Raw genomic sequence first — 13760 nt, 5'->3', positions numbered from 1 at the left:
AAATGACCTACGCGTACGCAGACAGCAATCTCACAAACTTGTTGCAGAATGTTAATGACAATTACTATCATTCGTACCGGAGTCGTATCCGCGCAGCGAGGACGCGCAACGTTGTTGCCCTTTTCCTCACAGTGACGGTTCGCCGTCAGGATCGACCATGCCCACTTCCACCCGTTTGGCTGTGCCGTTTCGCCCTACCCTGCTCGCCCTTTGCTGCTCCCTGAGCCTCGTCGCTCACGCCGCCACCCCAGAAGCTCCGCAGGATGCGAACAACCGTCAGGACGGCAAGGCGCTGGAATTGGGTGCCACCACCATCAGCGCCGACGCGGTTACGCCTAACGCCCTGCCCCCGGTGTATGCCGGCGGCCAGGTCGCTCGCGGCGGGCAACTGGGGGTGCTGGGTAATCAGGACATCATGGACGTGCCCTTCAGCATGTCGTCCTACACCGAAAAACTGATCCGTGACCAGCAGGCCGAAAACGTCGGCGATGTGCTGCTCAACGATTCGTCCGTGCGCCAGGCGTCGGGCTATGCCAACCAGGCCCAGGCCTTTGTGATCCGTGGCCTGCCGCTCAACGGCGATGACATTTCGTTTAACGGGCTGTACGGCATCCTGCCGCGCCAGATCATGTCCACCGACGCCCTGGAACGGGTTGAAGTGTTCAAGGGCCCCAACGCCTTTATCAACGGCGTGACGCCCGGCGGCTCCGGGATTGGCGGCGGTGTGAACCTGCAACCCAAACGCGCCGATGATGTACCGTTGCGCCGCTTCAGCACCGACATCAGCAGCGATGGCCGGGTTGGCGAGCACCTGGATATCGGCCAGCGTTTTGGTGAAGACAATCGCTTTGGCGCGCGGGTGAATATTTCCCAGCGTGAAGGCGATACCGGCATTGATGATGAAAGCCAGCGCTCGAAGCTGTTTGCGGTTGGCCTGGACTATCGCGGTGATGCGCTGCGTTTGTCGGGGGATTTTGTCTACTCCAAACAGCAGATCAATGGCGGCCGGAATACCGTGTTGCTGGGCCAGAACCTGACCCATATCCCCAACGCGCCTTCGGCCGACACCAACTACGCGCCGAGCTGGGGCACCAGCAGCCTGGAAGACACCTTCGGCATGCTGCGCGCCGAATACGACCTGAACGACACTTGGACGGCCTACATCGCCGGCGGCGCCAAGCACACCAACGAAATCGGCCGCTACTCGTCCGTCACCCTTAATGACACCCTGGGCAACGCCACCGTCGCCGGCTCGCGCATCGCCCACCAGGAAGACAACACCAGCCTGATGGCGGGCCTGAACGGCAAGTTCCAGACCGGCTCGGTCAGCCACAAGCTGAACCTCGGGCTGACCGGAATCTGGGCCCAGACGCGCAACGCCTATGACTTCGACTTCACCGGCCACGCCAGCAATATCTATAACCCGGTGGACGTTGCCGAGCCGGTCAAGGGCGGCTCGGTGGGCGGCGACTTGAACGACCCGGGCATCACCGCCAAAACCTTCGCCCGCAGTGCGGCGATCTCCGACACCCTGGGCTTTATGGATGATCGCGTGCTGGTGACCGCCGGTTTGCGCCGCCAGGAACTGGTGGTTCAAGGGTATGCCTACGGGTCGGGGCCACGCACCGCCGATTACGACAAGTCGATCACCACGCCGGTGTATGGCCTGGTGTTCAAGCCGTGGGACCATGTGTCGTTCTATGCCAACCATATTGAAGGTTTGGCACAGGGGCCGACCGCGCCAACCACCTTTGGCACCGCCCAGGTAATCAACGGGAACCAGGCCTTTGCACCGGCTCGCTCCAAACAGAGCGAAGCCGGGGTCAAAGTCGACATGGGCACCTACGGCGCCACGCTGGGTGTCTACCGAATCGAGCAGCCAAGTGATGGCTATTCCCAGGTGACCGGCGTCGACGCACTCGGCAACCCCGTCGCGACTTACTTTCGCCAGGGCGACCAAATCAACAAAGGCGTAGAACTCAACGTCTTCGGCGAACCCATTGCAGGCCTGCGCTTGCTGGGCGGCGCCACCCTTATTCACACCGAACTCAAAGGCACCCAGAACGGCGCAAACGACGGCAACCGCGCCGTCGGCGTACCCAGCTTCCAACTCAACGCAGGCGTGGACTGGGATGTACCCGGCCTGCAAGGCGTGACCGTTGACGGCCGCATGCTGCGCACCGGTGGCCAATACGCAGACCAGGCCAACAACCTCAGCCTGCCCGCCTGGAACCGCTTCGACGTGGGCGCCCGCTACACCTTCAAGGTGGATCAGCGTGACGTCACCCTGGGCGCCACTGTGGAGAACGTCGCCAATACCAAATACTGGGAATCGGCACTCGGCGGCTACCTGACCCAAGGCGACCCGCGCGTGGCCAAGTTGTCGGCCAGCATCGACTTCTAACCAATCGATGTGGGAGCTGGCTTGCCTGCGATGCAGGCACCTCGGTGTGTCAGATGCACCTCGGTGATGCTATCGCAGGCAAGCCAACTCCTACAGAAAAGCAGATCTGCTTTCAGCCCTTTTGTTTGGCCGGATATTGGACAGCCGCGTGCCAACTGCGTAGTTTTTCACCCACTGCGCACAAGGACCCCGGCATGTCCCCTGACCTCACTTCCATCGAGCTGTTCCTCAAGGCGGTCAAGCTGGGCAATCTGTCCCGGGCGGCCGAGCAATCCCATCTCTCCCTCTCTGCCGCCAGCCGACGCCTGTCGCTGCTGGAGCAGCACTTCAAGGTCGCCCTGCTGACCCGCACCTCCACTGGCGTTTCACCGACGGCGGCCGGGGAGGTGTTGGCCCAGCATGCGCAGTCGATCCTGCGGGCGGTGGACGGCATGCACGCCGACCTCGCCGACTACGCCAAGGGCGCCACCGGACGGGTGTGCCTGTACGCCAACAGTTCGGCGATGAGCCAGGAACTGCCGCGCCAACTGACCCAGTGGAACACCTTGCACCCGGGCATCCGTCTGGACATTCGCGAAGAGCGCAGCCGGGAAATTCTCCAGGCGGTGCGCGACGGCGTGGCGGATGTGGGCATCGTCACCACCCGGCCCAGTGAAGAGCTGCGCTTTGAACCCTACTGCCAGGACCGCCTGTGCCTGATCGTACCCAACGACCACCCACTGAAAATGCGCCACGCGCGCTTTGAAGCGTTGCTCGGCTATGACTTCGTCGGCCTGGAAGACAACGCCGCCATCACCCCGCTGATTACCGAAGCCGCCGCCGCGATCGGCATGCCGTTGCGGCTGCGGATGCAGGTGCGCAGTTTCGAGGCGGTGTGCCGGCTGATCGCCGCCGGCCAGGGCGTGGGCGTGTTGCCACAGGGCGCGGTGCAGATTTTCCGCAAGGAGATGGCCTTGCGCTTTATCGAAATCGACGACAGCTGGGCCGACCGGCAGATGTACCTGTGCATGCGCAAGGAACAGCCTTCACTGACCAGCCTGGCGCTGTTCGACTACCTCTGCGCCAACCCGGCGTAAACCTTCGGCCTTCGAATTTTGCGAAGGCCGATTCCACAATAAGCAATTCCCCTGTTGCCGCAGCTGTGCCAAGAATGCCCCCGCCAGACCTTCCTATAAAAACAACACAGGAGACACGGCGTGTCCCAATCCCCCACCCGCTCCACCCACCGCATCGCCGTGATTCCCGGCGACGGCATCGGCCGCGAAGTGGTGCCCGAAGGCCTGCGGGTACTGGACGCCGTCAGCCGGCGCTTCGGTATTCACTTCCACTTCGACCACTTTGCCTGGTGCAGCGAGCACTACCTGGCCCACGGCACGATGATGCCCGATGACTGGGCCGAGCAGATCGGCAGCCATGACGCGATCTTCTTCGGTGCCGTCGGCGCGCCAGACATCATTGCCGACCACACCGCGGTGTGGGAGTCGCTGCTGAAGATCCGCCGCCAGTTCGACCAGTACGTGAATATCCGCCCGGTGCGCCTGATGCCCGGCGTGCCCTGCCCGCTGGCCGGCCGCGTGCCGGGGGACATCGACTTTATCGTGGTGCGGGAAAACACCGAAGGCGAATACTCCAGCGTCGGTGGGCGTATGTGGGAAGGCACCTCGCGGGAAATCGCGGTGCAAGAATCGATCTTCTCCCGGGAAGGCGTGGACCGCGTGGTGGACTACGCCTTCAAACTGGCGCAACAACGGCCCCGGAAAAACCTGGTGGCGGCGACCAAATCCAATGGCATCTCGATCACCATGCCGTTCTGGGACGAGCGGGTGAACGAGATTGCCCGGCGCTACCCGGACGTAAAAACCGCCAAGTTCCACATCGACATTCTGTGTGCGCACTTCGTGCAGCATCCCGACTGGTTCGATGTGGTGGTGGCCTCCAACCTGTTTGGCGACATCCTGTCCGACCTCGGCCCGGCGTGCACCGGCACCATCGGCATTGCGCCGTCGGCCAACCTCAACCCGGAGCGGCGCTACCCGTCTTTGTTTGAACCGGTGCACGGCTCGGCGCCGGACATTGCCGGGCTCGGCGTCGCCAATCCCATCGGGCAGATCTGGTCGGCCGCACTGATGATCGAGCACCTGGGTGACGGTGATCCGCTTTATCAGGAAGCCGCGGCGGCCATCGTGTCCGCCATCGAAACGGTGCTTGCCGAAGGCCCGCGCACCCGGGAAATGGGCGGCAGCGCCAGCACCGTCGAAGTGGGCCGCGCCATCGCCGAATGCGTCGCAGGGAACAGGAGCTGAACATGACCAACGCACATTACATCGCCAACCAATGGCAGGCCTCGACCTCGCGGGAAGACATTCCGGTGATCGACCCGAGCACCGGCGACACCTATTCGAGCATTGCCCGAGGTACGGCCGCCGATATGGATGCGGCGATCAGCGCCGCGCGTGAGGCGCTGGGGGAAACCTTCGATGGACCGTGGGGAAAATTGTCTGCCGTGGAGCGCAGTCGCCTGCTGGCCAAGCTCGGCGTGGCGGTGCTGGACCATCATGAAGAGCTGGCGCAGATCGAAGCGCGGGACACGGGCAAGGCGCTGAAAGTTGCCCGGGCCGATGCCACCGCCCTCGCCCGCTATTTCGAGTACTACGCCGGGGCTGCCGACAAGTTGCACGGCGAAACCCTGCCCTATCAGGCCGGCTACACGGTGCTGACGGTGCGCGAGCCCCACGGCGTGACCGGGCATATCATCCCGTGGAATTACCCGATGCAGATTTTCGGGCGCAGCGTCGGCGCGGCGTTGGCGGCGGGCAATGCGTGCGTGGTCAAGCCGGCGGAAGATGCCAGCCTGTCGTTGCTGCGCCTGGCGGAAATTGCCACCGAGGTGGGTTTTCCGGCCGGGGCGATCAATGTGGTCACCGGTTATGGCTACGAAGCGGGTGCGGCGTTATGCGCGCACCCGGGCATCGATCACATCTCGTTCACCGGCTCCACCGCCACCGGCACGGCAGTGTCGAAAGCCGCCGCCGAACGCCACTGCCCGGTGACCCTGGAACTGGGCGGCAAGTCGCCGCAACTGGTGTTCGCCGATGCCGACCTGGATGAAGCGCTGCCGGTGCTGGTGAACGCCATCGTGCAGAACTGCGGGCAAACCTGCTCCGCCGGCAGCCGCTTGCTGGTGGAACGCAGCATTTACGAACCCCTGCTGGCCCGCCTCAGCCAGCGTTTTTCCGAGCTGCGCGCCGGGCCTTCGGCGCTGGACCTGGACATGGGCCCGCTGATCAACCAGAAGCAGCAACGCCAGGTGCGGGAGTTTGTTCGCGAAGCCGAACAGGCCGGGATCACCGTCGCCGCGCGCGGCACGGTGGTGCCCGAGGCCGGCAGCGGCGGGTATTTCCAGGAAGCGGTGCTGTTTCGCGATGTGCCACCAGACAGCCGCCTGGCGCAACAGGAGGTCTTCGGCCCGGTGCTGGCGGTCATGCCCTTCGACGATGAAGCCGAAGCGATCCGCCTGGCCAACGGCACCGAGTTCGGCCTGGTGGCCGGCGTATGGACCCGCGACGGCGCCCGCCAAATGCGCCTGGCCCGCAAGCTGCGCTGCGGCCAGGTGTTTATCAATAACTACGGCGCCGGTGGCGGCGTTGAACTGCCATTTGGCGGGGTAAAGGCCAGCGGTTATGGCAGGGAAAAGGGCTTCGAGGCGCTGCTGGGCTTTACCACCTTGAAGACCATTGCGATCAAACACGGTTGATTCCTCACAACAACAAGAACGGAGAACACACCATGCGTTTAGCCAATAAAATTGCGATCGTCACCGGCGCCGGTTCGGGTTTTGGTGAAGGCATCGCCAAGACCTTTGCCCGCCAGGGCGCCAAAGTCATCGTCGCCGATATGAACGCGGTCGGCGGCCAGCGGGTGGTCAATGAAATCGCCGAAAGTGGCGGCCATGCGCATTTTATCGAGGTCAACGTGGCCAACGATGAAAGCATGGGCGCCCTGCTGCGCGGCACCCTGGAACAGTTTGGCGGCCTGGATATCGTGATCAACAACGCCGGCACCACCCACCGCAACCGGCCGATGCTGGAGGTCGACGAGGCCGAGTTCGATCGGGTGTTTGCGGTCAACGTCAAAAGCATCTTCTTGAGCGCCAAGCATTTTGTGCCGCACTTTCGCGGTCAGGGCGCCGGTGTGTTCGTCAACATTGCCTCGACGGCGGCGATCCGTCCGCGTCCGGGACTGGTCTGGTATAACGGCAGCAAGGGCGCAGTGGTGGTCATGAGCAAGACCATGGCGGCAGAGTTGGGGCCGGACAATATCCGCGTCAACTGCGTGAACCCGGTGGTGGGGGCCACGGCATTGCTCAGCGAATTCATGGGCGTGCCCGACACCCCGGAAAACCGCCAGAAGTTCATGGCAACCATTCCCCTGGGGCGCTTTTCCACCCCGCAAGACGTGGCCAACGCCTGCCTGTACCTGGCGTCGGACGAAGCGGCGTTCATTACCGGCACCTGCCTTGAAGTCGATGGCGGGCGCTGCGTGTAACTCACTCTCACAGGGACCGGAATTGCTATGTGTGATCTTCATAACAAGAACGAACCGAACACTAAACAATTGCTTGAAGGCCTGCCAAAGAACTGGGGTAAATGGGGACCGGACGACGAAGTCGGCGCCCTCAATTACCTGACTGAAGCCGAAGTACTGCGCGGAGTCGCCTCGGTGCGCCAGGGCAAGACCTTTACCCTGCAAGTGCAGATCGGCCACCCCGACGGCGACCCGATGTGGCCGGCACGCAACCCGTCGATGCGCTTCAACACCCTGGACCACAGCCACTACCACTTCGGCAAACAGCCCCACATGACCGGTGGCGCGGCGTACTCCGACGACGTGATCTTCATGCAACTGCAAGGCTCGACCCAGTACGACGCCCTCGGGCACGCCTGGTACGACAATCAACTGTGGAACGGCTACGACGCCAACACCACGGTCGGCGGCATGGCCAAGGCCAGTGTATTGGCCATCGCCGAGCGGGGTGTGGTGGGTCGCGCCGTGCTGATCGACATGGCCCGTTATCGCGGCAAGAAGTGCCTGGGCCGTGGCGAAACCTTCAACCACCTGGACCTGCTCGACGCCGCCAAAGCCCAGGGCGTGACCATTGAAAAGCGCGACATCCTGATTATCCGCACCGGTTCCATGGGGGCGTTTTATGAACTGGGCAAGACCGAGTTCTTCAAGGACCTGATGGAGCCGGGGCTGACCTATAGCCGGGAGCTGGTGGAGTGGTTCCACGCGATGGAAATCCCCAACCTGGTGACCGACACCATCGCCAACGAAGTGATCACCGACCCGGTGTCCGGGGTGCAGATTCCGCTGCATTGCGCGCTGATGCGCAACCTGGGGATCGCCTTCACCGAAATCGTATTGCTGGAGGAACTGGCCGCCGATTGCGCGGACGACGGCCAGTGGAAATTCCTCTACACCGCCGCCCCGCTGAAGATTGTCGGGGGCAGTGGCGCGCCGGTAAATCCGGTGGTGATCAAGTAGCCGTTCACTCCAGTGGCGAATTTGCGAATCCCAAACTCGCCACTAGACTCAGGACTCCTCTTACATGGAAGTCCATTCAATGAACGTATTTCGCCCTCTTCGCCAGGCAATTGCCCTGGCAACCCTGCTGTCCGCCGGCGCCTTGACGGCACATGCCGCCGATATCCCACTGTCCAAGTCCCTGGAAGCCGATGAGGTGACCACCAAGGTGCTTAAAGTAGATGCCGCCAGCCATCAGGTGGTGCTCCAGGGCGCCGAAGGCCGCGAGGTGCATGTGCAGCTCAGCGATCAGGCCAAGGACCTGGGCAATCTCAAGGTAGGCGATCAGGTCAAAGTGCTGGTGACCCACTCGGTCGCCGCCGTGCTGGACACCGACATCGACAAAAGCGCACCGGACGCCACCGAGAAAGGCGGCGTGCTGCGCGCCACCGCGGATAACCCGAACCCCGGCGGCGCGGCTTTCCGCCAGGTACAGGTGCAGTTGAAGATCACCCACATCGACCTGAAGAAAAACCAGGTAACCCTGGAAAATCCAGCGGGCCTGAGTAAAGTGCTGACCGTGGAGAAACCGGAAATCCGCGCCGGCCTCAAAGACCTCAAGGTCGGCCAAAGCGTGTTGGTGACCTACACCGACACCCTGGAAATCAGCACCGCCCACGAGGGCTGATGACTGTGGCGTCCCATCAGCTCAAGGCTGATGGGATTTCGCCAAATAGTCTTCGATGTTGTTCATCTGATCATCCCAGCCTCGGGAGTTCTTCTTGTAGGCCTTCTGGCGGCGAGCCTGCGGGATCGCGTCAAACCCGGACTCCACCACCCGCAACAAGATGCCTTCGGCGTGATCCTCAAGGGTGAATTCCACCAGGGTCGGGGTTTCCGCCTCGTAGTCCACCTCCTTGTCTACGGCGTAGGGATGCCAGCTGAACGAGAACTGCGTTTGTGGTTCAAGGCGCTCGATTTTCGCCTTCCACACCACATGCTCGTAACCCGGGTAAGTGATCTGGGCTTCAATGGCCCGGCCCGGGGCAAACTGCTTGCCCTTGAGGGCGATGCCAAACCAGCTGCCGAATTGCTCGGCGTCGGTCAGTGCTTCCCAGACGCGTTGACGTGGAGCGTTGAGCAGGACTTTACGTTTGATTTCATTTGATTCGTGCATGAGACACCTCCTGTATTGACAGTAGGCGACATCGACCAATGCGCAACCTTTAAGAAGGGATAGGGCATGACTCACGTCATGCCCGCGTAGCCTTAAACGTGGGGATCACCCGGAGCCTTGCTGGGGGTCGCGTATTGCGGCTTCAAGTGGCCTTCCTGATCGAGCAGCCAGGCGTCCATGATCTGGCGCACCACCGGACCTGCCACGCGGCCACCGGCCTCGCCGTTTTCGATCATGACTGAAATCACGATCCGCGGGTGCTCCGCCGGGGCAAAACCGACGAACAAGGCGTTGTCACGGTTGCGCTCCAGGGTCTTGAGGCGGTTGTAGCGCTCGCCCTGCTTGATCGCCACAACCTGGGCGGTACCACTCTTGCCGGCAATCCGGTATTGCGCGCCGACGGCTGCCGCCCGGGCGATACCGCGCGGGTCGTGCATCACCAGTTGCATGCCGTGGTTGACCTGCTCCCAATCACGCGGGTCCTTGAGGACCACATTGGGCATCGGGTTTTCATCCACCGGTGGCACGCCATTGATGGTCTTGGCCAGGTGCGGGCGGTTCCACACGCCTTTGTTGGCGATCAGCGCAGTGGCCTGGGCCAGCTGCAACGGGGTGACCTGCATATAGCCCTGGCCGATGCCGAGGATCACGGTTTCACCCGGGAACCACGGTTGGCGCCGGGTGGCACGCTTCCAGGCCTGGGAGGGCATCAAGCCGGCCGACTCTTCGAACATGTCCAGGGAGACTTTCTGGCCAAGGCCGAACTCGGCCAGGTAATCGTGGAGGCGGTCGATGCCCAGCTTGTGGGCCAGGTCATAGAAGTAGGTGTCGTTGGAGCGCATGATCGCCGCGTCCATGTCCACCCAACCGTCGCCGCTGTGGTTCCAGTTGCGGTATTTGTGGTCAAAGTCGGGGAGTTGGTAGTAACCGGGGTCGAACACACGGGTTTGGGCGGTGACCACGCCGCTGTCGAGACCGGCGATGGCCACTTCCGGCTTGATCGTCGAGCCCGGTGCGTAGAGCCCGCGCAGCACGCGGTTGAACAGTGGCCGGTCGAGGGAGTCGTGAAGCGCGGCGTATTCCTTGAAGCTGATGCCGGTGACGAACAGGTTCGGGTCGAAGCTCGGCTTGCTGACCATCGCCAGCACTTCGCCGGTGGCCGGGTCCAGGGCCACCACCGAGCCGCGCCGATCACCAAGGGCGTCTTCCGCGGCCTCCTGGAGTTTAACGTCCAGGCTCAGCACGATATTTTTCCCAGGGATCGGGTCGGTGTGCTTCAGCACCCGCAGTACGCGGCCCTGGGCATTGGTTTCGACTTCTTCATAGCCGACGTGACCATGCAACTCCGACTCATAGAAACGCTCGATACCGGTTTTACCGATGGACTGCGTGCCCCGGTATTCCACCGAGTCGAGGGCCTTGGATTCTTTTTCGTTGATCCGGCCGACGTAACCAATGGAGTGGGCAAAGTGTGCACCGAAGGGGTAATGACGGACGAATTGCGGCTCAACATCCACGCCTGGCAGGCGGAATTCGTTGACGGCCAGCAAGGCGATCTGTTCTTCGGTCAGCTCATAAAACAGCGTAACGGGCACAAAGGGATGACGCGCCTGCTTGAGCGCTTTATCAAACACGCCGCGGTCTTCGGCGGGCAGATGCAGGAGGCTGACAATCGCGTCCAACTCACCCTTGAGGTCGGTGGTGCGCTCACGGGTGATGATCAGGTTGTAGCTGGGACGGTTGTCGGCAAGTACTACGCCGTTGCGGTCATAGATCAGGCCACGCGTCGGTGTAATGGGTAAGACGTGGACGCGATTGTTTTCGGAAATCGTGGAGTGATAGTCATACTGCACCACCTGCAGGAAGTACATCCGGCCTACCAGGGCGCATGTGATGCCAATGACCAGCAGTGCACAGGCCAGCAGCCGCTTGTTAACCAGGCGGTTTTCTTTTTCGTGATCCTTGATCGGTATCGGTTCAGGCATTTCTACAGCATCTCGTTGAATAAGGTCGACGCCGCTTCCTGCGGAGGAGAAACCAGTCCCTGTGAAAATGTGCTGCACCATACCAAAAATGCAGAAACACTTTGCATCGATTTCCCTGAACGGTGTGCTTATAGGGCGTCTTCATGCACTTTGGTTTGGGCCGCTGACCTTATTCATGCGTTTTTATGCTGAGAAATCAGCTTAGGATCGACTTGGGCTCCAGAAAGGCTTCAAGGCCGAATGTGCCGTACTCACGGCCAATACCCGATTGCTTGAAACCGCCAAACGGTGCAAGCGGCTCATGGGCCAAGGTATTGATCAGAACGCGGCCTGCGTCGATGTGGCTGGCTAACCGGTGAGCGCGTTCGGGATTCGATGACAGGATGTACGCCTGGAGGCCGTAGGGTGTGTCGTTGGCGATAGCCAGTGCCTCTTCCTCGGTTGTGTAGGTAATGATCGAGAGTACCGGGCCGAAAATCTCCTCGCGGGCAATCGTCATTTGGTTGGTCACACGGCTGAATACGGTCGGCCTTACGAACCAGCCCGCGTTGATGCCCTCAGGCAAACCGGGGCCGCCCGCTAATAGATGAGCGCCCTCTTCGATCCCTATCTGAATGTAGCGCTGTACGCGCTCCCATTGTTTATGACTGACCATGGGACCGACTGCGGTGGCTGGGTCACGCGGGTCCCCGGCGTGTACGTCGGCTGCCTCCTTGATCATCAGCGCTTCGACTTCAGCCAGGCGACTTTCAGGGACCAGGATTCGTGTACCGGCAATGCAGGCCTGGCCGCTGTTCATGAAGCCGGCCTGGAGCGCCAGGGGGATGGCCGTCTTGAGGTCCGCATCATCGAGGATCAGCACCGGTGATTTACCGCCCAACTCCAGGGTGACGCGCTTCAGGGTGTCGGCGCCGGTACGCAAGATCGTTTTGCCCACAGCGGTTGATCCGGTGAAGGAGACTTTTGCGATATCTGGATGGGCGCTCAACACCGCGCCTACGGTTTCGCCACGGCCAGTGATGATATTGAACACGCCAGGAGGTAAACCCGCGTCATGGAGCGCACGGGTCACTATAGCGGTCTGGATTGCGCTCATCTCGCTGGGTTTGATCACTGCAGTACAGCCCGCGGCCAACGCCGCAGCGAGCTTGCCGCAAATAAAACCCGCGTTGCTGTTCCAGGGAGTGATCAACCCGGCCACGCCCAAGGGCTGCATGACCACCTCGGCGATACCGATACGCCGGGAGAATTTGTAGCTCTGAAGTACTGAAGCAGCATCCTGCAGGACGCTGGCGGCGTGTTTGGCCATCCAGCGTGCGCGGGAAATTGGGGCGCCATATTCCTCGATGATTGCCTGGGTGAGTTCGTCTTCGACGCCTTCAACGGCGGCGTGCATGCGCTTGAGATAGCCGATACGGGCATCTTTCGAGCTTCGGGAGAACTCGGCAAAGGCGCCCTTGGCCGCAGCGATAGCCGTGACTGCGTCCTGTTCATTTGCCAATTGAACCTGGCCGATACGCTGGCCTGTAGTGGGGTTGAACAGATCAAAAAGCTCTTTGCCTTGGGGCGTCACAAAGGCGCCGTTGATGTAAATCTGGTTGATGTGGTGCATAAGTCCTCCGGGACGCTGAGCTAGTGCGTCTTACGGTAAATCACTATGATTGAGCTGATAAGCCGCACAAATCGGCATGAGTTGATGAGCGATCCAGGACAATGAATACATCCGGACTGAATGAGCTGGAAGCCGTGTTGGCCGTGGCGCGACATCGCAGTTTTCGTGCTGCAGCGACCGAGTTGAATGTGTCGACGTCGGCGTTGAGCCACTCTATCGCAGGGCTTGAAGCGCGGATGGGGGTAAGGCTGTTCAATCGCACCACGCGCAGTGTGTCGTTATCTGAGGTGGGCGCAGAGTTTGTCCAGACCATTACCCCGGCATTGTTGAGCATCCGAACGGCCTTGGAACAGGCGGGAAACCGCAGCGCGGAACCCAGCGGTACCTTACGCCTGAATACCTCGGCGGGAGCGGCAAAGCAGGTAATGCCATTGCTGTTGGAATACCTGCGGCGTTATCCACGGATGAAACTGGATATCGTCACTGAGGGGCGCTTGGTGGATATCGTTGCGCAGGGGTTTGATGCTGGGATACGGCTGGGTAATACCGTTCCTCAAGACATGATTGCAGTTGATATCAGCCCGACCCAGCGTTTTGCGGTAGTGGGCAGCCCGGACTATTTTGCCAGTCACTCTATTCCCGTCAGCCCTATGGATCTGCGGGCCCACCAATGTATCCGTAGCCGGATGCCCAGCGGTGCGATCTATCATTGGGAGTTTGAGCGACGGGGCGAAGCGCTTGCCGTAGAGGTGCAAGGTGCTTTGACCCTGGATAATCCAACGCTGATGCTTGAGGCCGCCAGGGCGGGAATGGGTCTAACCTACCTTACGGAATGGAACGCAGCTGCGGATTTGGCGAAGGGGACGTTGGTGCGCGTCCTGGAGGAATGGACACCGTCTTTTGACTGTCTGCGCCTCTATTATCCAGGCAGGCGCCATGTGCCGGCCGGGTTAAGGGCTCTGATTGAGTTGATCAGGGAGCAAGGGGTTTAAACGGCTTAGGGCTGGAAGGTGGCCCGCCGATACTTTCCGACCGCCAAAAACAAAACCCCTGATCGCG

11 protein-coding genes are annotated in these 13760 nt (G+C 61.3%); 8 read left to right on the top strand and 3 right to left on the bottom strand.

The window, feature by feature from the left end:
• Positions 1-157: 157 nt before the first annotated feature.
• The 7 genes from HX855_RS26610 to HX855_RS26580 all read left to right on the top strand — a co-directional run bounded on the left by HX855_RS26610 (position 158) and on the right by HX855_RS26580 (position 8615).
• Positions 158-2404, top strand: coding sequence for a TonB-dependent siderophore receptor (locus tag HX855_RS26610; protein WP_177089944.1), 2247 nt, complete (start codon positions 158-160; stop codon positions 2402-2404).
• Positions 2405-2598: 194 nt separating this feature from the next.
• Positions 2599-3480, top strand: a complete 882-nt coding sequence (locus tag HX855_RS26605; RefSeq protein WP_177089945.1) for a LysR family transcriptional regulator — start codon at positions 2599-2601, stop codon at positions 3478-3480.
• A gap of 120 nt (positions 3481-3600) precedes the next feature.
• Positions 3601-4707, top strand: a complete 1107-nt coding sequence (locus tag HX855_RS26600; protein ID WP_169389222.1) for a tartrate dehydrogenase — start codon at positions 3601-3603, stop codon at positions 4705-4707.
• Between the two features lie 2 nt (positions 4708-4709).
• A complete protein-coding gene (locus HX855_RS26595; RefSeq protein WP_177089946.1) occupies positions 4710-6158 on the top strand; it encodes an aldehyde dehydrogenase family protein in 1449 nt (482 codons plus the stop codon).
• 32 nt (positions 6159-6190) lie between these two features.
• Complete coding sequence (locus tag HX855_RS26590; RefSeq protein ID WP_177089947.1) at positions 6191-6949, top strand: SDR family oxidoreductase; 759 nt, start codon at positions 6191-6193, stop codon at positions 6947-6949.
• 27 nt (positions 6950-6976) lie between these two features.
• The gene (locus tag HX855_RS26585) at positions 6977-7948 is read left to right on the top strand and encodes a cyclase family protein (RefSeq protein WP_177089948.1); all 972 of its coding nucleotides are present in this window, start codon (positions 6977-6979) and stop codon (positions 7946-7948) included.
• Between the two features lie 79 nt (positions 7949-8027).
• The gene (locus tag HX855_RS26580) at positions 8028-8615 is read left to right on the top strand and encodes a hypothetical protein (protein ID WP_177089949.1); all 588 of its coding nucleotides are present in this window, start codon (positions 8028-8030) and stop codon (positions 8613-8615) included.
• Positions 8616-8636: 21 nt separating this feature from the next.
• Here the strand turns inward: HX855_RS26580 and HX855_RS26575 are convergent, their stop codons facing one another.
• The 3 genes from HX855_RS26575 to HX855_RS26565 all read right to left on the bottom strand — a co-directional run bounded on the left by HX855_RS26575 (position 8637) and on the right by HX855_RS26565 (position 12701).
• Complete coding sequence (locus HX855_RS26575; protein WP_177089950.1) at positions 8637-9104, bottom strand: SRPBCC family protein; 468 nt, start codon at positions 9102-9104, stop codon at positions 8637-8639.
• 92 nt (positions 9105-9196) lie between these two features.
• Complete coding sequence (mrdA, locus tag HX855_RS26570) at positions 9197-11089, bottom strand: penicillin-binding protein 2 (RefSeq protein ID WP_177089951.1); 1893 nt, start codon at positions 11087-11089, stop codon at positions 9197-9199.
• 196 nt (positions 11090-11285) lie between these two features.
• Complete coding sequence (locus HX855_RS26565) at positions 11286-12701, bottom strand: aldehyde dehydrogenase family protein (protein ID WP_177089952.1); 1416 nt, start codon at positions 12699-12701, stop codon at positions 11286-11288.
• Between the two features lie 101 nt (positions 12702-12802).
• On the opposite strand from HX855_RS26565, the gene HX855_RS26560 reads away from it, so the two are divergent.
• Positions 12803-13693: a LysR family transcriptional regulator gene (locus HX855_RS26560; protein WP_177089953.1), complete on the top strand. Its 891-nt coding sequence runs from the start codon at positions 12803-12805 to the stop codon at positions 13691-13693.
• Positions 13694-13760: the final 67 nt, after the last annotated feature.

The organism is Pseudomonas sp. IPO3778 (assembly GCF_013386825.1).
Taxonomy (GTDB): domain Bacteria; phylum Pseudomonadota; class Gammaproteobacteria; order Pseudomonadales; family Pseudomonadaceae; genus Aquipseudomonas.
The sequence above is the reverse complement of the archived record's forward strand: the minus strand, read 5'-3'. Positions and strand labels throughout refer to the sequence as shown.